Source organism: Lonepinella sp. MS14435 (genome assembly GCF_042485795.1).
GTDB lineage: Bacteria > Pseudomonadota > Gammaproteobacteria > Enterobacterales > Pasteurellaceae > Lonepinella.
Genome location: NZ_CP169368.1, coordinates 1,041,395 through 1,062,806, shown reverse-complemented (window position 1 = coordinate 1,062,806; position 21,412 = coordinate 1,041,395). Strand labels below are relative to the sequence as shown.

The window sequence follows — 21,412 nt, the reverse complement described above, 5'->3', positions numbered from 1 at the left end:
TAACCATTCAATCCAAACGAAATTAAGAAAGGCGGAAATCATCTTCCGCCTTTAAACAATTTATTTTCTATTAGAATGATAATTTAGCTGTCATATAAATAGATCGTCCATGTTCATTATAACTTTGCGCACCATTATTTGTGCGATAAAGTTTTTTATTAAACACATTGGTCATTCCAATACGACCGCTAAAGTGCTTGTTAAATTGATAACCTGCATTGATTCCCCAAACTCCGTAGCTCCCGATTTCATCATAAGTTAACAATGTCGCTGATAACGTTTCATTTTTAATAATCGCCACGGTACGTGGTTTTTGGCGACCATAATGAGTAAAGGTGAGATTCATATCCAATTTTTCTGTTGCTTGGTATGCTAAAGTGCTGTTAATGGTGTGTTTTGGAATAATCGACAATGGGTTACCTTGATAATCTTCTGACTTACGCATATAAGAGAAGTTATTGCTCCATGTTAAGTTTTCCAATACGGGAATCACTAAGTTTCCTTCAAAGCCCTCAACCGTGGCTTTTGGTGTATTTGCCCATTGGAACACATGCCCTGCCCCACCATTACCATTTGTCCATACCGCTCGTTCTCCTGTAACAATTTTATTGCGATAAGCATTATGGAAGTAGGTAAGCGATGCTTGCCAACCGTTATGCTCAAACTCTAAACCAATTTCTTTATTGACGCTAGTTTCAGGTTTTAAATTCTCATTACCCAAAATATAACAAGACATATTATAAACGGTATAACCATTAGCCGCACTCGGCAAAGGGCAACCTGCACCTGTACTAAACAACAAATAATTAGGATTAACTTGATATAAATTTGGTGCTTTATAAGCACGAGCAATACCGCCTTTAATGGTAAACATATCATTAAGTTGATGGGAGATATTTAATGCTGGACTCCAGTTTGAACCACTGTCGGTATTATAGTCAAAGCGAAGAGATGGAATAACAATGGTACGTTCTGTGACATAAATATTATCTTCGGCAAAAACCGCAATGTTACTTTGGGATTTTTCACCACTACGATTTGTACCAATATCAAACCCTGATACAGACACCAGATACGGTTGCGTCATCGATTGTGGGTCATCTAATTTAGCATGATTATATTCAGCCCCCACGGTTAATACTTGCGATACACCTAAGGTAAACGGAATATTAGCTTCAGATTGAAGACGTAAATTAGTTAATCTACTGTCAGAATAATTTGTGGTTGAAGTATAAGCACCTTCTCTGTAACCAGTCAATCCTTCGGGTAAGCGACTATTCTTTGTACGCTCATAACTAATGCTATTTTCCGTATTCCCCCAATTCCATTCACCTTTATGGGTTAAAGAGTAGGCTGAACGATATAAACGTGCCGTTTCCATACCGTTTTCACGAAGAACCGTTGTGAACTCTGCCGCATTGCTCAACTGTGTATCGCCATTATAAATATTACCTTGGCGACTAAAACTGGAATCAAAGGTTAAGGTTTGGCGAGGATCAATTTTCCATTCTAAACGCCCTGCAATATCACGGTTACGCACCCCTTCAACCCCTGCAATATTACTACTTGATGCTTCTTGATTGATATTTACTGCATCCGCTTTGGTTTTATTCGCACTACCGTACAAACGGAAAGCCAATACATCTTTAATCACTGGACCACTCAAATCAAAGCCGACACGACTTGTTGAACCCTCAGCGTTATCTCTTGGTTGGTTAGTGTAATAAGTCACGGAACCTCTTAATTCATTAGTGACTGGTTTGGTTTTAATATTCACCACCCCACCCATGGCACCCGAGCCATAACGTGCTGCGGCAGGACCACGTAATACCGTGATACTTTCAATTTGTTCAGGTGGCACCCAGTTAGAATCCCCTCGTGTATTACGCTCACCACGTCGCCCCATACGTTCTGCATTACGCGAAGTAACAGGTTTACCATCAATTAAAATCAAGGTATTTTCAGGTCCCATGCCACGAATATCAATTTGGCGTTTGTTACCACGTTGAGCGGTTGAACTGTTACCCGTTAGATTTACCCCTGGCATGGTGCGTAATAATTCAGATACGTCATTGGCAACAGGACGTTTTTCCAAATCAGTTTTGGAAATTTGGGATACTCCAAGGGATTGTTGTAATTGCTGTTCTGCAGTAACGTGAATTGTCTCAAGCTCTTCTACGTTTTGCGTATTTTCCACAGCCATGGCAAAACTGCTTAAAACAGACAAACTCACTAAAGATAATTTACATGTGAATTTGGTTTGCTTCTTTTTCATTCTTATTCCTTACGTTACAAATAAAAAAATAAGGGGATCACCCTTAATTTAGTCCTACTATAGGATCGGCGTAAAATGGTGAAATCATACACAAACAAGCAAATTTTTGCAAATAGTTATCATTAAAATTAGTAAAAGTGCCCATAAAAATAAATTTATCATAGATTCTCACCGCACTTTTGCTATATAATCCTTTTTATTCAATAACATAAATAAGGTAAAAACCATGTACTTAGATCAAATCAAAGCCGAATTAGTGGAAGCACAAGATGTATTAAATAAATTTATTGCTGATGAAAATAACATCAAACTCATTCAACAAGCCGCACTTCTCATTTCGGATAGCTTCAAACAAGGCGGTAAAGTGCTATCTTGTGGTAACGGTGGGTCGCACTGTGATGCCATGCACTTTGCGGAAGAATTAACAGGACGTTATCGTGAAAATCGCCCAGGTTATCCTGCCATTGCGATTTCTGATGTCAGCCATTTGAGCTGTGTGAGTAATGACTTTGGCTATGAATATGTATTCTCTCGTTATGTGAAAGCTGTCGGGCAAAAAGGCGATGTGTTATTTGGGTTATCCACCTCTGGTAATTCTAAAAACATCTTAAATGCCATTGAAGCAGCTAAAGCCAAAGGTATGAAAGTGATTGCAATGACTGGCAAAGACGGTGGTAAAATGGCAGGTTTAGCCGATGTTGAAATCCGTGTCCCTCATTTCCGTTATGCAGATCGTATTCAAGAAATTCATATTAAAGTAATTCATATTTTAATGATGTTAATTGAATTTGAAATGGCAAAAAATTCGTAAATTTTTGACCGCAGTTTTCCATTAAATTTTAATCGCACTCATCGGGGCGGATCTATGTATCCGCCCCCGTCATTTTTCCCTGCCTAAAACAGGGTCCCCGTCTTTGCCGCCTGAAAATCCATAAATTTTTAGGAAAATGGCGTCTGTCTGAGCGAAGCGAGTTCAGCCATTTTCCGTTAAGAAAATTTATGGATTTTCAGGAAACAAGGCAAAATCGGGGTGTGTTTCTTTTGTTACTTTTCTTTGCACAAGCAAAGAAAAGTAAGGAACATGGCGAAACCCAACAAATAAATTTTTATTCAAATTTAACATTTCACATTGCATACTTATGCAAAAATAAGTAATATATTTTCAATTCACAAATAAAGAGAACATCCATCAATGACTATTAGTGTTCAAAATCTCAATTTCTTTTACGGATCAAGCCAAGCACTGTTTGACATTAGCCTAAGTGCAGAAGACGGCGATACCATCGTATTACTCGGTCCCAGTGGTGCAGGAAAAAGTACCTTGATTCGAACCTTGAATTTATTAGAAGTCCCGACTTCAGGACAATTAAATATTGCTAACAATCAATTTGATTTATCCCAAAAAAGCGATCCAAAACAAATTTTACAATTACGCAAAAATGTCGGCATGGTATTTCAACAATATAATTTATGGCCACACTTTACGGTATTAGAAAATTTAATTGAAGCACCAATGAAAATTTTAGGCTTAACGCAAGCCGAAGCCAAACAACAAGCGATGGAATTACTTTCCCGTTTACGTTTGGAAGAACACGCCGATCGTTTTCCATTACAGCTTTCAGGCGGTCAGCAACAACGTGTGGCGATTGCTCGGGCGTTGATGATGAAACCGCAAGTGTTGTTATTTGACGAACCAACCGCTGCTTTAGATCCTGAAATCACTGCTCAAATTGTATCGATTATTCAGGAATTACAACAAACTGGAATTACTCAAGTGATTGTCACTCACGAAGTCAATGTGGCTCGCAAAGTGGCAACCAAAGTGGTGTATATGGAACAAGGGCATATTGTGGAAGCAGGTGATGCCAGTTGTTTTGAAAATCCACAAACTGAACAGTTTAAACAATATCTCTCTCACTAACTCTTATATTAATAACAAGGACATAACATTATGAAAAAATTACTCTTAACTGCACTTTTAGTCGGTACTGCATTGGCTACTCAAGCGAAAGATATTAGCTTTGCCATGGAAGCAAGTTATCCACCATTCGAAATGACCAATGAGAAAGGCGAGATTATCGGTCTTGATGTGGATGTAGCAAATGCGATTTGTAAAGAAATTCAAGCCAACTGCTCTTTCCAAAGTCAAGCCTTTGATTCATTAATTCAAGGTTTAAAACAAAAACGTTTTGATGCGGCTATTTCGGCGATTGATATTACCGAAGCTCGTGCCAAACAAGTATTATTCAGTGATTCTTATTTTGCAAGTGCTGCAACCTTTATTGCCAAAAAAGGGGTTGATTTCAATTCAATTAAAACCGTTGGTGTACAAAATGGTACGACATTCCAAAGTTATATTGTGAAAGAAACTAAATATACACCAAAACCTTATGCGTCATTACAAGAAGCTGTGTTAGATATTAAAAATGGTCGTATTGATGCTATTTTTGGTGATATGCCAGTGTTATTGGATATGATTAATCATAATGATGATCTAGCATTCTCTGGTGAAAAAGTTGAAAATCAAAGTTATTTCGGCAATGGTTTAGGCATTGCTGTTAACTTAAAAAATAAAGCATTAGTTGATCAATTAAACAAAGGACTAGCCGCGGTAAAAGCTAGTGGTGAATATCAAAAAATCTATGATAAATGGATGACAGCGAAATAATGTTTTTCGATTATCTCCCTTTAATGTATTCCGCTACCCTAATGACCTTAGGGTTAGCGGTTTGTTCGCTGATTGTGGGCTTATTTTTTTCGTTAATTTTCACCGCACTTGAGATGAATAAACTGGCTTGTGTGCGTACTCCAACCTCTATATTTGTCAGTTTATTGCGTGGTTTGCCCGAAATTATTGTCGTGTTGCTGATTTATTTCGGTTCAACCGAATTAGTGGAAAAAATTACTGGCGAATATGTGGAATTTAGTGCCTTTAGTTGCGGCGTATTAGCCCTTTCTCTTATTTTTGCAGCTTACGCTTCTCAATCCTTACGTGGGGCAATTCAAGCTATTCCAGTAGGGCAATGGGAAAGTGGTGCGGCTCTTGGTTTAAGCCGTCCTTATACTTTTATTCGGCTTGTGTTACCCCAAGTATGGCGGCACGCTTTACCAGGTTTAAGTAATCAATGGTTAGTGCTATTAAAAGATACGGCGTTAATTTCCTTAATTGGTGTGAGCGATCTGATGCGACAAGCGGAATTGATCAATACCCGAACTCACCAACCTTTTACTTGGTATGCCTTGGCAGCCTTTATTTATCTTTGTATCACCTTGATTAGTCAGGTATTTATTCGCAAACTTGAAATTCGTTTCACTAAATTTGAACGTGGGGTGAGATAATGTGGCAAGATTATTTATCGGTTATTGCACAAGGCATTCCAACCAGTTTGATGTTAACCGCCGTGTCTTTAACCATTGCATTTATATTAGCGGTATTGCTCACCTTTTTGCTTTCGCTGGGAAATAAAATCGTTAAAAGTGCGGTGAATTTTTACTTAGTTTTATTCACGGGTACGCCATTGTTAGTACAATTCTTTCTGATTTATTCAGGTCCTGGGCAATTTCAATGGATTGTGAATAGTCCATGTTGGCTATTATTGTCAGATGCTTGGTTCTGTGCTATGTTAACCTTAGCTTTAAACAGTGCTGCCTACTCTACTCAACTGTTTCATGGGGCGATGAAAGCGATCCCTAAAGGTCAATGGGAAAGTTGTGCGGCATTAGGTTTAAGCCGTTGGCAAACGCTAAAAATTTTAGTGCCTTATGGATTAAAACGTGCATTACCCTCTTATACCAATGAAATTATTTTAGTGTTTAAAGGCACTTCCCTTGCCTCCACGATTACCTTAATGGATATTATGGGTTATGCAAGACAGCTTTATGGTACGGAATACGATGCCATTACGATTTATGGTTTGGCTGGCTTGATTTATCTTGTGATTACAGGGGTAGCTACGTTATTATTACGTCGTTTAGAACGGTATGTTTTGCGGTTTGAACGATTGGAAGTGACGAAAGCCTAATTATTTTTTCTTGTTTTTGTCACGCTTTTTGTGTTTATTAAGATCGGATTTCGCCGATGGCGACTTACTTTTTCTTTGCTCGTGCAAAGCAAAAGTAAGCAAAAAGAAACACGCCCCGATTTTGCCTTGTTTCCTGAAAATCCATAAATTTTTTTAACGGAAAATGGCTGAACTCGCTACGCTCAAACAGATGCCATTTTCCTAAAAATTTATGGATTTTCAGGCGGCAAAGACGGGGACATATTGGATAAAAGGAAGAAAAAATGTTCCAAACAAATTGGCTTTGGTTCGCTATCGGTTCTGCTTTTTTCGCAGGATTGACAGCTATTTTTGGTAAACTTGGGGTAGAAGGCATGAATAGCAATCTTGCGACATTCATCCGCACTATCGTCATTTTCTTTGTTGTAGCTGGCATTATTACTATGCGTAACGAATGGCAACTGCCACAACATATCGCTGCTCGTCCTTTCACATTCTTAGTGCTTTCGGGGGTTGCTACGGGTTTGTCGTGGCTCTGTTATTACCGAGCTTTACAACTCGCCCCCGCCTCTTGGGTTGCTCCGATTGATAAATTAAGCGTGGTGATTGCGATTATTTTAGGGATTGTGGTGCTTGGCGAACCTTTTAGCTTAAAACTATTAATAGGATCAATTTTGATTTTATCTGGTGTATTAGTCTTAGCCTTGTAGTAAAAGAAGCTCAGTTAAGTCAGCCATTTCCACACTAGGCAATAATCGTGCTTCACTAAATTGACTCATGCCTTTGCCCGATAGATTTAACCAAACCGCTTGGCAACCCGCTTGAATTGCACCTTGTACATCAGTAATCAAATTATCGCCAACATGTAAAATTTCACTTGTTTTGATACCAAAATGCTGGGCAGTTTGTTGAAATAAATCAGCTTCAGGTTTGGCTCGACCTTGTACGCCACCACACAAAATTAAATCAAATTGGGTTAAATCAATACGTAATGGATCAACATTGCCATTGGTGATAGCCACTAAAGGATAACGTTTTTTCAGTTGGTTGAGTAGGTTAATACTGGTTTGTGGTACGGTAATTTTATGTCGCCAATGTAGAAAATGTTCAATGCACGCTTTACAAAGTTGCTCAATTTCCACCGCACTTTTACCGTGTTTTTGTAACACCGTATGAATAGTTTTAATTCTCCATTCGGTCACATTTTCACAGAAAATCGGATCTTGTTGGAAAATCTGTTGTTTACATGAAAACCACATTTCATTGCCTAATTCTGCAATTTGGCTTGCATTTCGCAGAAATTCGATACATTGCTGTTCTGCCTGATAAATCACAGGGACATTATCATAAAGCGTATCATCAAGATCAAAGCTGATAACCTTGAAAGGGGTAAAAGTGCGGTAGAATTTCATTATGTTTTTCCTATTTTCTTTTCGCACGGGGATGTGCCTGATCATAAACATCAGTCAAATGTTTAAAATCTAAATGAGTATAAATTTGTGTTGTTGCCAGATTACTATGCCCTAATAACTCTTGCACAGCTCGCAAATCAGAACTGGCTTCAAGCATGTGAGTAGCAAAGGAATGGCGGAGTTTGTGCGGATTGAGGTGAGCATTTAAACCCTGACGAATACCCCAAATTTCCATCCTCTTTTGAATGGAACGGTGCGACATTCGATTGCCAAGGGAACTCACAAATAAGGCATCATCTTTCGGGTTAAATAATAACCGCACTTTGAGCCAATCTTGAATCGCCGTTGAAGCGTGGCGACCAAAAGGCAAAATCCGCTCTTTATTACCTTTCCCCAACACTCGCACTTCTCGAGTACGTATATTTAGGCTGGTTAAATTCAATCCTTGCAATTCTGATAAACGTAAACCTGAACTGTACATTAATTCCAACATAGCTCGATCTCGCACATCAATCGGCTCTTTACTGTTATTATTCAACAGTTTAGCCACTTGTTCATTGTCAATATTTTTCGGCAAATGCTTGCCTTGTTTCGGGGCGGAAATGCCTATCGCTGGATTAACCTTTAATTCCCCTTGCACCACTAAATAACTTAAAAACTGCCGCAACGCCGACAAACGTAGAGCAAGGCTTTTTTCGTGTAAGCCAGATTTTTTACTACTGGCTAATATAAATCGCACCACACTTGGCGTAACCTGCTGCCAATGTTGAATCCCTTGTTCATTCAGCAAGATTAGCACCACGGCTAATTGACGTTGATAATTCGTCAAAGTATGGTGGCTCAGTTGACGTTCAATACGTAAGAAATCGTAGTATTTTTGTAGCCATTGTTCCATTATGCTTTCTCGCTATTGTTTTTCGCAGGGCAATAGCCAACGGTGTAAATGCAATTCCACAATATCCACTAAATGAGAAAGAAAAGCGGTGTCTTGTCCGTTGTAAAAATGTTGTGTATCACGAGCAGAAAACAGCAAAATACCATTAGCTTGATGCTGATTAGGTTTAATCCCAAGCAAACAGCAAGCCACTGATCCTACTGGCAATTCATCTAACAAAAACAGTAAGGATTTTTCTCGATTACTCAATTCGCCCAAATAAAAACGGCGTAAACCAAAACGTTCAAGGCGAATCAATTCAAAGCCTTTGCGATCTAACCAGTTCTTATCGCTAATTTGTTCCCCTTGCCATTTATCCCGAAATAACAACAGTTTAACCTGCTGTAAATCAAATTTCTTCGCCCACTGATTTAGTATTTCAATGCCTTGCTCAAGGGTTTCCGCACTGGCTAATTTTTTCTGTAACGGCATTAAAGCGAAGAAAATATCCTGTTCTTGATGAGCTAATTGTTGAAAAATGGCGAGTTCGCTTTGTAAGATTTTAATCTGCTCTCGTTGGCGTTCTAATTGCATTTCCACTAATGAAAGTGAGCCTTTTTGAGCGTGAGGAATGACCAATGTGTCTAATAAATCTAAATGTTGAGCAAAAAAGTGCGGTGTGTTTTGCAGAAATTTTACGACTTGTTGTTCTAAAATATTTTCGCTCATTTCTTTCCCCCCCATTTCCCTAAAAAAGTGCCTTACAGTTTAATCACACCATCATAAATATGGGTTGCTGAACCTGTCATATAAAGAGGATAACCTTCACCTTGCCATTCAATCATCAGGCTACCACCTAGTAAATCTACCTGTACTTGACTATCTAACAATCCTTGCATTATCCCTACTGCTGCCGCTGCACAAGCCCCACTGCCACAAGCCTGTGTTTCACCAGCACCACGTTCATACACCCGCAATTTAATATGATTGCGATTGATCACTTGCATAAAACCCGCATTAACACGTTCAGGAAAGCGTTCATGATTCTCTAACAATGGACCGAGTTGCTCCACATTGGCGGTGACTATATCATCTACTTGTACGACACAATGGGGATTCCCCATCGATACCACTCCAGCAAACACAGTTTGAATTTCAGTGCGTAAAATATAATTTTTCTCAAATTTATTGGCAATAAACGGAATTTTATTGGGTTGCCAAACAGGTTCCCCCATATTAACTCGCACATTATCATCATCTAACACGGATAACATCATATTGCCTTTTGCGGTGCTGACGGCAATATCTTTTTTATTAGTTAAGCCTTTAAGTAGCACAAAACGAGCAAAACATCTCGCTCCATTGCCACATTGGGCAACTTCGCTCCCATCTGCATTAAAAATGCGATAATGAAAATCTAATTCAGGATCGTAAGGCGGTTCAACGATTAACAACTGATCAAAACCAATACCACGATGGCGGTCAGCCAGTTTTTTGATCAATTCTTCAGGAAAATAGACATTCTGTGTCACTGCATCCACCACCACGAAATCATTGCCTAAACCGTGCATTTTAGAAAACTGCATTGTTTTCATCCTTAAAATTCGTTTATGTTATTTGGTATTATAATCGGCAAAGGGCGTTGAGTAAATCAACGCCGTGAAATTTAGACAAGTTTGGTGAGAAGATTAGGCAATGGCGGCAATGCCTTTTTGTTGTACAATATTCAATAATTTTAATGCAGCTCCCGTTGGTGTCTTCACACCACGTTCCCACGATGATACAAGGCTTTTGCTCACATTGAGATAATCTGCAAAAGTGCTTTGCGAAATACCAGCATTTTCACGCAATTGGTAAATCTCATGGCTAGAAAGAATTTTGGGGGAATTAGGGGCAAGGCAGCTCTCGTCAAATTCTTTCATCGTTTTTTCATCAATACCACCCACTTCGTATAAATCCATCGCATTTTCGTGGATTTGTTGAAAAATTTCACTGCGATATTTCATAAATTTCTCCTATTAAACAAAAATTTCTATTATGGCTTGTTGTTTGATGTAATGAGCTAGGGTTTCATCAGAATAATGAAGATAGATTTTCGCTAATTTTTTTAGTTCTGATAATTCTTCTTTGGTGATGTTCTCTCGATTATTTTTTTCAAAAATGGATGCAAAAAAGTATTTTTGTCCAATTTTATAGAAAATCAACGCACGATAGCCTGAAGATCGCCCCTGTCCCTGTTTGGCAATGCGTTGTTTGATCACATTACCACCAAGATCCGCATCAATCAAGCCTTTTTCTGCTCGCTCTACGGCATCAATTAATACACTATCATCAATGCCTTTTTTATTAGCAAAGGCAGCGAAAGATTTGGTTTTAAATAATCGCATAAATTATCTGTTATCACTGTGGTTATGGCAAGGGGGCATAATAAAGCGATAGATAAAATTTGAATAGAAAATGAGTTGAGATTTGGAATGGGTATCACAAGAATAACTTAATTATTATCACCGACAATGTGTTGTTAGCTATAAAATTTAATTTAACATAATCCTTGAAATCGCTTAAAAAGAGATCATATAGAGTAAGGACAGTAACAACTTACCTATTTTTAAGGAAAATATTATGAATATTGAAAAATTTACTACAAAATTCCAACAAGCCCTTGCCGAAGCACAATCTTTGGCTTTGGGTAAAGATAATCAGTTTATTGAACCTGTGCATTTATTGACCGCACTGTTAAATCAACAAGACGGTTCAATTGCTCCGATTTTAACCGCATCTGGGGTGAATTTGAGTTTATTACGCAATGAATTAAATAATGAACTCAATAAGTTACCACGAGTATCAGGTAATGGCGGTGATGTGCAGATTTCTCGGCAGTTGGTGAATATTTTAAATCTTTGCGACAAAATCGCTCAACAGCAACAAGACAAATTTATTTCATCTGAAATTTTCTTGTTAGCCGCATTAGAAGATAACGGCAGCTTGAGCCAGATTTTACGCAAGTGCGGTGCAAAAAAAGAGAGTTTACAACAGGCGATTAAACAAATTCGTGGGGGGCAGAAAGTGGACGATCAAAATGCAGAAGAAAACCGTCAGGCATTGCAAAAATACACCATTGATTTAACCGAACGGGCGGAAGCAGGCAAGCTCGATCCTGTGATTGGGCGTGATGAAGAAATTCGCCGTGCTATTCAGGTATTGCAACGCCGCACCAAAAACAACCCTGTGTTAATTGGTGAACCGGGCGTAGGGAAAACCGCCATTGTAGAAGGCTTGGCACAACGCATTGTCAACGGTGAAGTGCCTGAAGGGTTGAAAAATAAACGAGTGCTTTCCCTTGATATGGGGGCGTTGATCGCAGGGGCGAAATACCGCGGTGAATTTGAAGAACGTTTAAAAGCGGTGTTGAAAGAGCTTGCTCAAGAAGAAGGTCGGGTGATTTTATTTATTGATGAAATTCATACCATGGTCGGGGCTGGCAAAACAGACGGGGCGATGGACGCTGGCAATTTGCTCAAACCGTCCTTGGCTCGGGGCGAATTGCATTGCGTGGGGGCGACTACGTTGGACGAATATCGTCAATATATTGAAAAAGATGCTGCTTTGGAACGCCGTTTCCAAAAAGTGTTTGTGGACGAGCCGACTGTTGAAGATACCATTGCGATTTTGCGTGGCTTGAAAGAGCGTTATGAGTTACATCACCACGTACAGATTACTGACCCTGCCATTGTGGCGGCGGCAACGCTTTCGCATCGTTATATTTCTGACCGTCAGTTGCCAGATAAAGCCATTGATTTAATTGATGAAGCAGCCAGTTCCATTCGGATGGAAATTGATTCTAAACCGCAACCATTGGATAGACTCGATCGCCGTATTATCCAATTAAAATTGGAACAACAGGCGTTGAAAAAAGAAGAAGACGATGCCAGCCGTAAACGCTTGGCAACCTTGGAAACGGAGCTAGCGGAAAAAGAACGGGAATATGCCGAGCTGGAAGACGTATGGAAAAGCGAAAAAGCCGCCCTTTCTGGCACACAACATATTAAAGCAGAGTTAGAAAATGCTCGTACCCAAATGGAGCAAGCTCGCCGTGCTGGCGATTTGAATAAGATGTCCGAATTGCAATATGGCATTATTCCAAATCTTGAAAAACAGTTAGCGGAAGTGGATAAATCTGATGGTAAAGAAATGACTTTGTTGCGTAATCGTGTAACAGATGAAGAAATTGCTGAAGTGCTTTCTCGTGCCACAGGGATTCCTGTTTCTCGCATGATGGAGGGAGAAAAAGAAAAATTGTTGCGAATGGAAGATGAATTACATAAACGGGTGATCGGGCAAGGTGAAGCCGTGGAAGCCGTTGCCAATGCCATTCGCCGTAGTCGGGCTGGGCTTTCTGATCCAAATCGTCCGATTGGCTCATTCTTGTTCCTAGGTCCAACTGGGGTGGGTAAAACCGAGCTTTGCAAGACCTTGGCGAACTTCTTATTTGATGATGAAGATGCGATGGTGCGGATCGATATGTCCGAATTTATGGAAAAACATAGCGTATCTCGTTTGGTTGGTGCACCTCCAGGCTACGTGGGCTATGAAGAGGGTGGTTATTTAACCGAAGCCGTTCGCCGCCGTCCGTATTCCGTCATTTTATTAGACGAAGTGGAAAAAGCACACCACGATGTGTTTAACATTTTATTGCAAGTATTGGACGATGGACGATTAACCGATGGACAAGGTCGTACCGTGGATTTCCGTAATACGGTGGTGATTATGACCTCTAATCTTGGTTCAGATTTAATTCAAGAGAACAAAGATTTGGGTTATGACGGCATGAAAGAAATTGTGATGTCCGTGGTGGGTTCACACTTCCGCCCTGAATTTATCAACCGTATTGATGAAACCGTGGTGTTCCACCCTCTTGCCAAAGAAAACATTAAAGCCATTGCTCAAATTCAATTAGCACGCTTAACTAAACGTATGGCTTATCACGGCTATCAATTACAATTTAGTGATGCCTTGTTAGATTTCATCGGTGAAGTGGGTTACGATCCAATTTATGGAGCAAGACCATTGAAACGGGCGATTCAACAAGAAATCGAAAATCCATTGGCACAACAAATCTTGTCGGGTAAATTGTTACCTGATCAGGTGATTACGGTGGATTATATGGGTGGTCAAGTGGTGGCTGTTCAGTAAATGAAAGATCAAATGGTTGAAATTTGAAATGAAAGGCTTATAATACAGAAAGTCGTGGGTAGGTTGCTACCCTACCCACTTCCATAGCCGTTTAGGCTATTTATTGAGAACTGCTAACAGTACATCGAAAATGGCTACAAACCGAGTACTGAAAGCCCCTACTAGCAGAAGAGCTAGTATCATCAGAGCAATAGTTTCTGATGTTTTCACATAAATCACCCCCCTAGTGCCATAGGACTAAGACGACTAGGCAACGTGCTACGGTTAAGCAAACACGTTGCTCAGGTCGCCGATAGCACGAAAGGAATTATACACAAACCCCTGTCTATATGTCTAGGGGTTTGTTATTTTCTAGTGTTACGAAAATTAACCTCTTTCCTTATATAGTTTTATCCGAAATAAAAAATATTCTTTATCTCATCAGATGAATTTGTTAAAATTCCGTACCAATTGAAATTAGTTATCAATTAGTTTTCTGATTATTTAGACAAAGGAAAGTAGCTATGCCAGCATTATTTGATTTTTTAAAAAGTTATAGTGATTATATTATCATCGGATTACTCTGTTTAATGAGCTTTATTATGGTTTGGTTTGTTATTGAACGCTATATATTCCTTAGCAAAATCAAAGTCACAAGTTATAGTAATATTCACGCCTTAGATATTGAACTCAATCGTCATTTAACCATTATTTCTACCATTGGTGCCAACGCTCCTTATATTGGTTTATTAGGTACAGTAATTGGTATTTTATTAACTTTCTATGACTTAGGTAATTCCGCTGGTGATATTGATGCAGCTACCATTATGTTACATCTTTCTTTAGCCTTAAAAGCCACCGCAATCGGTATTTTAGTCGCTATTCCATCCATGGTATTTTACAGTGCATTGGGACGTAAAGTCGAAGTTAACCGTTTGAAATGGAAAGCATTAAATAGCTCAAAACACATTGAACAATAATTCTGGAGTAATGTTGAAATGAAAAAATTTGATGAAATTAACATTATTCCATTTATTGATATTATGCTGGTTTTACTAGCTATTGTATTAATTACTGCTTCTTTTATTTCACAGGGCAAAATTCAGGTGAATGTGCCTAAAGCATCACAAACGGTAGCGTTTAAATCAGATGATTTAGCTAAATTATTGACTGTAACAGAACAGGGTGAAATCTTTTTTAATGATAAGCCAATTACACAGGAAGCATTAGAAAAAGAAGTTGCAAGCTGGGATAAAACCCAAAAAGTAACTTTAAAAGTGGATGCCAATGCTGTATTCCAAGATTTTGTATCTATTACGGATTTAATGGCTAAAAATCAAATTACCAATGTGGCGATTGTCACCATGAAAGACAAAGGCAAGTAAAATGAAGAAAGATTCATTACTGGGCTTTGTCGGTTCATTGGTGTTTCACTGTGGATTGGGGGGAGTATTATTCTCTCTCGTTGTTAATCAGGATGCGGCGAATAGCCAAGTGGCTGGAGTGTTAGATACCAACATCTCTATGCAAATGATGATGGCAACAACCATTGAAGAACCTGCCCCCGAACCAGAAGTGGAACCACAAAAAGAGCCAGAACCCGAAAAGATAGAAATTGTAGCGGATCCAACCATCAAACCAGAGCCAGAAAAACCCAAAGAGCCTGAGAAGAAAAAAGAAAAACCAAAGGAAAAGCCTAAAGAAAAACCCAAAGAGAAGCCAAAAGAAAAACCAAAAGAACCAGTAAATAAAGTTATTGCTAAACCTGATCCCAATGCTGTAAAAGCAGATGCTGTCAGAGAGGGAAATGCTGCGGTAAATTCGCAAGCGACATCAACCTCCAATAACGTAACAACCAATAACCCAAATTTAGCAGGTAGTGGAACAAGTACGTCAGAAATTAGTGCTTACCAAAGTGCATTAAGACGTGAAATTGAACGCCATAAGAAATATTCACAACGAGCTAAAATGATGCGTAAACAAGGTGTTGTGGTTATTGCGTTTAATCTCGGTGAGAATGGTTCAATTAGTGGTATTCGAGTGGCAAAATCATCTGGTAGCGAAGATTTAGATAATTCTGCCTTACAAGCGGTACAAAGTGCCAGATCTATAGGACCTCGCCCAGCAGGAATGGGAAGTTCGGTAAGCGTACCAGTACAGTTTAAAATTCAATAATGTATGATATAAAAAGCTGAATTCAGGTGTATTGAATTCAGCTTTTTTGTTTTACTAAATATGATAACATACCCCCAATTAAATAAATTATTTTATGGGTATTTAACCATGTTAAAAAAAATACAAAACGTCATCAATAAACCTTTCCGCCTTGGCATCAATAAGTCGAATCAAGTGCGGTTAAAAAATAGCAATTTTTCGGTTATCTCTAGTAATTGCAACGGTGCCTTAATTTTACACGATCTTCATCAGCCATTTAATTCACCTTTCGTCAATCTTTATTTGGAACCTGATGATTTTATTCGTTATTTGAGCAATATTGAATACTATAAAAATCAGGAATTAACCATTGTCAAGAGTGATAAAAATTATCCTGTCGGGCAATTAGCCGATCTTCGGATTTACTTTGTGCATTATCATTCCGAGCAACAAGCTAAACAAAAATGGCAAGAACGCACTAAACGGATAAATATGGATAATCTTTTTATTATCATGACCGACCGTGATGGTTGCACTTACCAACATTTACAACAATTTGAGGCATTGCCTTTTGTGCATAAAGTGGTGTTTACTCATAAACCTTATCCAGAATTAAAATCCGCATTTTATATCAAAGGATTTGAACAACAAGATCAAGTGGGTGATTTGTTTGATTATTCAGGTTTATTGGGTAAAAAATATTATGATCAGTTTGATTATATAGGCTGGTTTAATCAAAAATAAAGTGCATATCAGCACTCTTTTTGCTACAACTCTCGTCTTCCTAAGAATGAGTGAGTTAATGTAGTGCCATCTACCATTTCCAGTTCACCGCCGACTGGAATACCATGAGCGATACGGCTCGCTTTAATGCCCTGTTGTTGGCAAATTTCAGCAATATAATTTGCTGTTGCATCTCCCTCAATGGTTGGATTAGTGGCTAAAATCACTTCATTAAATTGTTCTGATTGCAACCGTTGTTGTAGCAAATCTAACCCGATCTCTCTAGGACCAATACCATCTAAAGGGGATAAATGCCCCATTAATACAAAGTAGCGTCCTGAAAATTGCCCTGTTTGTTCAATAGCTTGAATATCTGCTGGCATTTCCACCACACAAAGCAAACCCGAATTCTGACGACGTGGATTATCGCAAATATTACAAATTTCTTCTTCAGTGAATGTACGACAATAGGAACAATGCCCAATTTTTGACATGGCATCAGTTAACGCCCGAGCCAAATTCATGCCTCCACTACGATCACGTTGTAACAAATGGTATGCCATACGTTGAGCAGATTTTGGTCCAACCCCAGGTAAACAACGTAAATGTTCCACCAAATTTTCTAATAGCGGACTACTTTGCATAAAAATTCCTTAAAAATAAACCGCACTTTTGTTTGACAAAAAAGTGCGGTGATAACCTTTGAATTTTTAGAATGGCATTTTAAAGCCAGCAGGTAAGTTCATACCTGCGGTTAATCCTGCCATTTTCTCTTTTTGCAATTCTTCTGCACGACGAACCGCATCATTGAAAGCCGCAGCAACTAAATCTTCCAGCATTTCTTTGTCATCTTCCATCAAACTTGGATCAATTTCAATACGACGACAATTATGCGCTCCATTTACAGTAATTTTGACTAAACCAGCACCAGATTCTCCAGTCACTTCAAGTTGAGCCACTTCTTCTTGCATTTTTTGCATACGTTCTTGCATTTGTTGAGCTTGTTTCATCAAGCCACCAATTCCGCCTTTTCCGAACATTCTGATTATTCCTTAATTTATAAAAAAGTGTGCGTATTTTATCTGATCAGCTCGTATTCTACAAGAGAACACTCAGAATTAGACTCTGTTATCATACATAGCGATGCTTAAAAATTCGTCAAAGAATGTTGGGAACGTTTTTGCTGTACATTTTGGTTCTAAAATCGTTACCTCTGTATTAGACAAAGCAATTAACGCAAAACACATCGCCATACGGTGATCATTGTAAGTTTCAATTTCAGCATGCTTGAATTGACTTAATTCAAGAGGTTGAATACGAATAAAGTCCTCCCCCTCTTCTACACTTGCGCCAACCTTTCTCAGCTCCGTTGCCATTGCGGTTAAACGGTCGGTTTCTTTCACTCGCCAATTATAAATATTACGAATACAGGTTTCCCCTTTGGCAAAAAGTGCGGTAGTCGCAATCGTCATTGCCGCATCAGGAATATGGTTCATATCCATATCAATGCCAACTAAGTCGCCTTGTTCCGCCTGAATAAAATCATCGCCCCAAGTAATTTTAGCCCCCATTTTTTCTAATACATCTGCAAATAAACGGTCGCCTTGAATACTGTTTTTACCTACGCCAGTCACTTTTACTTTGCCTTTAATCGCACCTGCGGCTAAGAAATAGGAAGCAGAAGAAGCGTCCCCCTCCACTAAAAAATGTTGTGGAGATTGATATTGCTGATTGCCTTTTACGATAAAGCGTTGATAATGTTGGTTTTCCACTTCCACACCGAAAATCTTCATCATATTTAGGGTAATATCAATATAAGGCTTAGATACTAAATCACCGATAATTTCAATTTCAGTATCTGCGGTAGCAAGAGGAACTGCCATTAAAAGTGCGGTTAAAAATTGAGAAGAAACCGAACCATCAATTTTCACTTTTCCACCATGTAACCCATTATTACGAATGACCACAGGTGGATAGCCGTCTTGTTCCAAATATTGCACTTCTGCCCCAGCTTGCAATAAGGCATCTACTAAATGTTTGATCGGTCGTTCTTTCATTCGTGGTTCACCTGTGAGAACAATTTCACTTGGTATCGCATTTGGATTAGCTAGACAAAGGGCTGCAGTTAGAGGTCGCATGGCTGTTCCCGCATTACCTAAAAATAGGGCTAAACCACTTTGCCATTGAAATGCTCCACCCAATCCTTGTACTTCACAAACAGATTTGTCTTCTGATAACTGATAGTTCACGCCGAGTTGCTTCAGAGCATTTAACATATAACGAACATCATCGCTATCTAATAAATTAGTAACCTTGGTAGTTCCTTTGGCAAGTGCAGCCAATAATAAGGCACGGTTGGATAGGCTTTTGGAACCAGGTAAATTAATCGTGCCTTCAATACGAGAAATTGGGTTTAGGGTGATTTTTTCCATTTTGTTTCCTCCCTGCACTAACGTACAGGGTTAAATAAAGTAACGATGCTCCGCATCTTCTCATTTCATTTTCAGCCACAGCGTGGCGTAACCATGCTTAAATTAGTACGGAGTAATTTGTAACACTTTCTCAAGTGCGGTGAAAAACCGTTGATTTTCTTCGGGCAAACCAATACTAATGCGTAAATGATTTGGCATACCATAACCAGCGATTGGACGAACAATCACGCCCTCATGCAATAAGGCTTGATAAATTGGTGCCGCAGGTCGTTTAAAATCAATGGTGATAAAATTACCTTTAGACGGAATATATTGCAAACCATGCTGTTGACAAAAAGATTCATAGCGTTGCATTTCTGAACGGTTATTTTGTGCGACTTTTTGTACAAACGCATCATCTTTTAATACCGCTATAGCGGCTACTTGAGCCAGACTATTTACGTTGAACGGTTGTCGAACACGATTGAAAAGATCGGCGATTTCAGGATTAGATACTGCATAACCAATGCGTAAACCAGCTAATCCATAGGCTTTTGATAAAGTGCGAGAAACCACTAAATTCGGGTATTTTTTCAGCAAAGCAAAGGAATCAATCCGCTCATTTTCGGCTGTAAATTCAGTATAAGCCTCATCTAACACGACAATAATGCGTTCTGGTACTTGACTTAAAAAACGATCAATCTCATTTTCTGTCAAAAAATTTCCCGTTGGATTATTTGGATTAGCAATATAAATTAATTTGGTTTTATCATTAATTGCCGACAAAAAACCGTCTAAATCATGTCCCCAGTGTTTGGCTGGAATTTCACGGGCTACCGCATTAATCGCTTTGGTAATCAAAGGATAGACAATAAAAGCATATTGCGAATAAATAATTTCATCTTGTTCGCTGGCAAAGGTGTGAGCGACCAATTCAATGAAATCATTCGAGCCATTGGCTAAGGTGATTTGTTCTGCCTCAACAGAAAATTTTTCTGCGATCGTTTTTTTCAATGCAAACCCATTACTATCGGGATAACGAGTAAGCTTATCAAGCTGATCCATAATAGCTCTTTTGGCACTTTCAGGAAAACCAAAAGGATTTTCATTGGAAGCGAGTTTAATAATATTAGCAATACCCAACTCTCGTTCAAGCTCTTCAATCGGTTTGCCTGCTTGGTAAGGCAACAGGGATTGTACCCCTTGGTTAGCTAAAGATAAAAATTTCATAAAAATTGACCGCACTTTAGGTTAAGTAAATTGGGCGAATGCTCGCCCTAATAGATAAATTAAATGTTAAGCGTTTTCTTGTGCAAATTTCTGCATAAACGCAATTAAGGCTTGCACCCCCTCAATCGGCATTGCATTGTAAATAGATGCACGCATACCACCTAATACTTTATGCCCTTTTAAGGCTTGTAATCCTGCTTTGGTGGCTTCTGCGACAAATTTCACATTTAGCTCATCATTATCAGTGGTAAAGGTTACATTCATAATAGAACGATTTTCTTCCGCCACATAATTATGATAAAAACTATTATTATTCAAGTAATTATATAATAATTCTGCTTTGGCACGATTGCGTTGTTCGGCAGCATCTAAACCGCCCGTGGCTAACAAATGTTTAAACACCAAACCACAGAGATACCAAGCAAAGGTTGGTGGCGTATTAATCATTGAATCGGACTTGGCTTGTACTGCATAATTCCAAATAGACGGTGTTTCCTTACGAGCATTACCAATTAAATCTTCACGCACAATGACCAGTGTAATACCAGACGGTCCCATATTTTTTTGAGCTCCTGCGTAAATCACGCCAAATTTACTAATGTCAATTTGACGAGATAAAATATCTGAGGACATATCCGCCACTAACACCGCATTACCCACATTGGGAACATCAAAAATTTCCACACCACTAATGGTTTCATTGGTGCAGTAATGTACATAGTCATATTGTTCGGCAATATCACTAAAATCCAAGCGTTCCACTCGTAAAGTGCGGTCAGAATTTAAGATATTTATTTCATCAACATGGGTAAAATTCGTTGCTTCTTTAGCGGCGACAGATGACCAATGTCCGTCCACTAAATAAAGGGCTTTCCCCTTATTATTGGCTAAATTCATCGGTATTGCCGCAAATTGTCCCCTTGCACCACCTTGTAAAAACAATACTTTATAATTATCTGGAATATGGAACAATTCACGTAAATCTTTTTCGCACTGTACAATCATTTCCATAAAATATTTACCACGATGACTGATTTCCATCACCGAAGTGCCTTGCTCTTGCCAATTTAATAACTCTGCTTGTGCTTGTTGCAAAACCGCTTTTGGCATCATGGCAGGACCAGCACTAAAATTGAATACTTGTGTCATGAATACTTCCT

23 protein-coding genes are annotated in these 21,412 nt (G+C 38.9%); 11 read left to right on the top strand and 12 right to left on the bottom strand.

The window, feature by feature from the left end:
• Window positions 1-70 precede the first annotated feature (70 nt).
• Window positions 71-2,275, bottom strand: a complete 2,205-nt coding sequence (locus O1Q80_RS05100; protein WP_386696062.1) for a FepA family TonB-dependent siderophore receptor — start codon at window positions 2,273-2,275, stop codon at window positions 71-73.
• 226 nt (window positions 2,276-2,501) lie between these two features.
• On the opposite strand from O1Q80_RS05100, the gene lpcA reads away from it, so the two are divergent.
• The 6 genes from lpcA (at window position 2,502) to O1Q80_RS05070 (ending at window position 6,986) form a co-directional block, all read left to right on the top strand.
• Window positions 2,502-3,086, top strand: coding sequence for a D-sedoheptulose 7-phosphate isomerase (gene lpcA / locus O1Q80_RS05095; protein ID WP_386696060.1), 585 nt, complete (start codon window positions 2,502-2,504; stop codon window positions 3,084-3,086).
• A gap of 381 nt (window positions 3,087-3,467) precedes the next feature.
• On the top strand, window positions 3,468-4,196 hold the full coding sequence (artP, locus tag O1Q80_RS05090; protein WP_386690568.1) for an arginine ABC transporter ATP-binding protein ArtP: 729 nt from the start codon (window positions 3,468-3,470) through the stop codon (window positions 4,194-4,196).
• 30 nt (window positions 4,197-4,226) lie between these two features.
• Window positions 4,227-4,943 (top strand): transporter substrate-binding domain-containing protein, encoded by a 717-nt coding sequence (locus O1Q80_RS05085; RefSeq protein ID WP_386689992.1) that lies wholly within the window; start codon window positions 4,227-4,229, stop codon window positions 4,941-4,943.
• Complete coding sequence (gene artQ, locus O1Q80_RS05080) at window positions 4,943-5,614, top strand: arginine ABC transporter permease ArtQ (RefSeq protein WP_386689990.1); 672 nt, start codon at window positions 4,943-4,945, stop codon at window positions 5,612-5,614. The genes O1Q80_RS05085 and artQ overlap by 1 nt, the downstream gene beginning before the upstream one ends.
• Window positions 5,614-6,297, top strand: a complete 684-nt coding sequence (gene artM / locus O1Q80_RS05075; protein ID WP_386696058.1) for an arginine ABC transporter permease ArtM — start codon at window positions 5,614-5,616, stop codon at window positions 6,295-6,297. Before artQ ends, artM begins: the two co-directional genes overlap by 1 nt.
• A 263-nt stretch (window positions 6,298-6,560) precedes the next feature.
• On the top strand, window positions 6,561-6,986 hold the full coding sequence (locus O1Q80_RS05070) for an EamA family transporter (RefSeq protein WP_132302279.1): 426 nt from the start codon (window positions 6,561-6,563) through the stop codon (window positions 6,984-6,986).
• Here the strand turns inward: O1Q80_RS05070 and O1Q80_RS05065 are convergent.
• The 6 genes from O1Q80_RS05065 to O1Q80_RS05040 all read right to left on the bottom strand — a co-directional run bounded on the left by O1Q80_RS05065 (window position 6,975) and on the right by O1Q80_RS05040 (window position 10,949).
• Window positions 6,975-7,688: an HAD-IA family hydrolase gene (locus O1Q80_RS05065; protein WP_386696057.1), complete on the bottom strand. Its 714-nt coding sequence runs from the start codon at window positions 7,686-7,688 to the stop codon at window positions 6,975-6,977. The two genes, O1Q80_RS05070 and O1Q80_RS05065, sit on opposite strands and share 12 nt — an antisense overlap.
• 10 nt (window positions 7,689-7,698) lie before the next feature.
• The gene (gene xerC / locus O1Q80_RS05060; RefSeq protein ID WP_386689982.1) at window positions 7,699-8,583 is read right to left on the bottom strand and encodes a tyrosine recombinase XerC; all 885 of its coding nucleotides are present in this window, start codon (window positions 8,581-8,583) and stop codon (window positions 7,699-7,701) included.
• A gap of 12 nt (window positions 8,584-8,595) precedes the next feature.
• Window positions 8,596-9,291: a DUF484 family protein gene (locus O1Q80_RS05055; protein WP_386689980.1), complete on the bottom strand. Its 696-nt coding sequence runs from the start codon at window positions 9,289-9,291 to the stop codon at window positions 8,596-8,598.
• Window positions 9,292-9,323: 32 nt separating this feature from the next.
• A complete protein-coding gene (gene dapF, locus O1Q80_RS05050) occupies window positions 9,324-10,148 on the bottom strand; it encodes a diaminopimelate epimerase (RefSeq protein WP_386696055.1) in 825 nt (274 codons plus the stop codon).
• Window positions 10,149-10,250: 102 nt separating this feature from the next.
• A complete protein-coding gene (locus tag O1Q80_RS05045; RefSeq protein ID WP_386696053.1) occupies window positions 10,251-10,568 on the bottom strand; it encodes a helix-turn-helix domain-containing protein in 318 nt (105 codons plus the stop codon).
• Between the two features lie 12 nt (window positions 10,569-10,580).
• Complete coding sequence (locus tag O1Q80_RS05040; RefSeq protein WP_386689975.1) at window positions 10,581-10,949, bottom strand: type II toxin-antitoxin system RelE/ParE family toxin; 369 nt, start codon at window positions 10,947-10,949, stop codon at window positions 10,581-10,583.
• A 235-nt stretch (window positions 10,950-11,184) separates the two neighbouring features.
• Here O1Q80_RS05040 and clpB point away from each other — a divergent pair, with 235 nt between their 5' ends.
• From clpB to O1Q80_RS05015, 5 genes are all read left to right on the top strand, one after another.
• Entirely contained in the window at window positions 11,185-13,755 is a 2,571-nt protein-coding gene (gene clpB, locus O1Q80_RS05035) for an ATP-dependent chaperone ClpB (RefSeq protein WP_386696051.1), read from the top strand.
• A gap of 503 nt (window positions 13,756-14,258) precedes the next feature.
• Window positions 14,259-14,714 carry a TonB-system energizer ExbB gene (gene exbB, locus O1Q80_RS05030; protein WP_386689970.1) on the top strand — a complete coding sequence of 152 codons (456 nt, stop codon included), beginning with the start codon at window positions 14,259-14,261 and terminating at the stop codon, window positions 14,712-14,714.
• Between the two features lie 18 nt (window positions 14,715-14,732).
• Window positions 14,733-15,119 carry a TonB system transport protein ExbD gene (exbD, locus tag O1Q80_RS05025; RefSeq protein ID WP_386689968.1) on the top strand — a complete coding sequence of 129 codons (387 nt, stop codon included), beginning with the start codon at window positions 14,733-14,735 and terminating at the stop codon, window positions 15,117-15,119.
• 1 nt (window position 15,120) lies between these two features.
• Window positions 15,121-15,909, top strand: a complete 789-nt coding sequence (locus O1Q80_RS05020; protein ID WP_386689966.1) for a cell envelope integrity protein TolA — start codon at window positions 15,121-15,123, stop codon at window positions 15,907-15,909.
• 108 nt (window positions 15,910-16,017) lie between these two features.
• On the top strand, window positions 16,018-16,632 hold the full coding sequence (locus O1Q80_RS05015; protein ID WP_386696050.1) for a DUF1919 domain-containing protein: 615 nt from the start codon (window positions 16,018-16,020) through the stop codon (window positions 16,630-16,632).
• A 23-nt stretch (window positions 16,633-16,655) separates the two neighbouring features.
• Here O1Q80_RS05015 and recR read toward each other — a convergent pair whose 3' ends face one another.
• The 5 genes from recR to serC all read right to left on the bottom strand — a co-directional run bounded on the left by recR (window position 16,656) and on the right by serC (window position 21,401).
• A complete protein-coding gene (recR, locus tag O1Q80_RS05010; protein WP_386689961.1) occupies window positions 16,656-17,255 on the bottom strand; it encodes a recombination mediator RecR in 600 nt (199 codons plus the stop codon).
• 66 nt (window positions 17,256-17,321) lie between these two features.
• Complete coding sequence (locus O1Q80_RS05005) at window positions 17,322-17,651, bottom strand: YbaB/EbfC family nucleoid-associated protein (RefSeq protein ID WP_386689958.1); 330 nt, start codon at window positions 17,649-17,651, stop codon at window positions 17,322-17,324.
• Window positions 17,652-17,729: 78 nt separating this feature from the next.
• Window positions 17,730-19,043, bottom strand: a complete 1,314-nt coding sequence (gene aroA / locus O1Q80_RS05000; RefSeq protein ID WP_386696048.1) for a 3-phosphoshikimate 1-carboxyvinyltransferase — start codon at window positions 19,041-19,043, stop codon at window positions 17,730-17,732.
• A 102-nt stretch (window positions 19,044-19,145) separates the two neighbouring features.
• The gene (gene hisC / locus O1Q80_RS04995) at window positions 19,146-20,252 is read right to left on the bottom strand and encodes a histidinol-phosphate transaminase (protein ID WP_386696047.1); all 1,107 of its coding nucleotides are present in this window, start codon (window positions 20,250-20,252) and stop codon (window positions 19,146-19,148) included.
• A gap of 66 nt (window positions 20,253-20,318) precedes the next feature.
• Complete coding sequence (gene serC / locus O1Q80_RS04990) at window positions 20,319-21,401, bottom strand: 3-phosphoserine/phosphohydroxythreonine transaminase (protein WP_386696045.1); 1,083 nt, start codon at window positions 21,399-21,401, stop codon at window positions 20,319-20,321.
• Between the last annotated feature and the right edge of the window lie 11 nt (window positions 21,402-21,412).

What these genes read in the sequence shown, in the direction of transcription:
- O1Q80_RS05100 (WP_386696062.1), bottom strand. Translation starts at nt 2,275, where the DNA reads ATGAAAAAGAAGCAAACCAAATTCACATGTAAATTATCTTTAGTGAGT.
- lpcA (WP_386696060.1), top strand. Translation starts at nt 2,502, where the DNA reads ATGTACTTAGATCAAATCAAAGCCGAATTAGTGGAAGCACAAGATGTA.
- artP (WP_386690568.1), top strand. Translation starts at nt 3,468, where the DNA reads ATGACTATTAGTGTTCAAAATCTCAATTTCTTTTACGGATCAAGCCAA.
- O1Q80_RS05085 (WP_386689992.1), top strand. Translation starts at nt 4,227, where the DNA reads ATGAAAAAATTACTCTTAACTGCACTTTTAGTCGGTACTGCATTGGCT.
- artQ (WP_386689990.1), top strand. Translation starts at nt 4,943, where the DNA reads ATGTTTTTCGATTATCTCCCTTTAATGTATTCCGCTACCCTAATGACC.
- artM (WP_386696058.1), top strand. Translation starts at nt 5,614, where the DNA reads ATGTGGCAAGATTATTTATCGGTTATTGCACAAGGCATTCCAACCAGT.
- O1Q80_RS05070 (WP_132302279.1), top strand. Translation starts at nt 6,561, where the DNA reads ATGTTCCAAACAAATTGGCTTTGGTTCGCTATCGGTTCTGCTTTTTTC.
- O1Q80_RS05065 (WP_386696057.1), bottom strand. Translation starts at nt 7,688, where the DNA reads ATGAAATTCTACCGCACTTTTACCCCTTTCAAGGTTATCAGCTTTGAT.
- xerC (WP_386689982.1), bottom strand. Translation starts at nt 8,583, where the DNA reads ATGGAACAATGGCTACAAAAATACTACGATTTCTTACGTATTGAACGT.
- O1Q80_RS05055 (WP_386689980.1), bottom strand. Translation starts at nt 9,291, where the DNA reads ATGAGCGAAAATATTTTAGAACAACAAGTCGTAAAATTTCTGCAAAAC.
- dapF (WP_386696055.1), bottom strand. Translation starts at nt 10,148, where the DNA reads ATGCAGTTTTCTAAAATGCACGGTTTAGGCAATGATTTCGTGGTGGTG.
- O1Q80_RS05045 (WP_386696053.1), bottom strand. Translation starts at nt 10,568, where the DNA reads ATGAAATATCGCAGTGAAATTTTTCAACAAATCCACGAAAATGCGATG.
- O1Q80_RS05040 (WP_386689975.1), bottom strand. Translation starts at nt 10,949, where the DNA reads ATGCGATTATTTAAAACCAAATCTTTCGCTGCCTTTGCTAATAAAAAA.
- clpB (WP_386696051.1), top strand. Translation starts at nt 11,185, where the DNA reads ATGAATATTGAAAAATTTACTACAAAATTCCAACAAGCCCTTGCCGAA.
- exbB (WP_386689970.1), top strand. Translation starts at nt 14,259, where the DNA reads ATGCCAGCATTATTTGATTTTTTAAAAAGTTATAGTGATTATATTATC.
- exbD (WP_386689968.1), top strand. Translation starts at nt 14,733, where the DNA reads ATGAAAAAATTTGATGAAATTAACATTATTCCATTTATTGATATTATG.
- O1Q80_RS05020 (WP_386689966.1), top strand. Translation starts at nt 15,121, where the DNA reads ATGAAGAAAGATTCATTACTGGGCTTTGTCGGTTCATTGGTGTTTCAC.
- O1Q80_RS05015 (WP_386696050.1), top strand. Translation starts at nt 16,018, where the DNA reads ATGTTAAAAAAAATACAAAACGTCATCAATAAACCTTTCCGCCTTGGC.
- recR (WP_386689961.1), bottom strand. Translation starts at nt 17,255, where the DNA reads ATGCAAAGTAGTCCGCTATTAGAAAATTTGGTGGAACATTTACGTTGT.
- O1Q80_RS05005 (WP_386689958.1), bottom strand. Translation starts at nt 17,651, where the DNA reads ATGTTCGGAAAAGGCGGAATTGGTGGCTTGATGAAACAAGCTCAACAA.
- aroA (WP_386696048.1), bottom strand. Translation starts at nt 19,043, where the DNA reads ATGGAAAAAATCACCCTAAACCCAATTTCTCGTATTGAAGGCACGATT.
- hisC (WP_386696047.1), bottom strand. Translation starts at nt 20,252, where the DNA reads ATGAAATTTTTATCTTTAGCTAACCAAGGGGTACAATCCCTGTTGCCT.
- serC (WP_386696045.1), bottom strand. Translation starts at nt 21,401, where the DNA reads ATGACACAAGTATTCAATTTTAGTGCTGGTCCTGCCATGATGCCAAAA.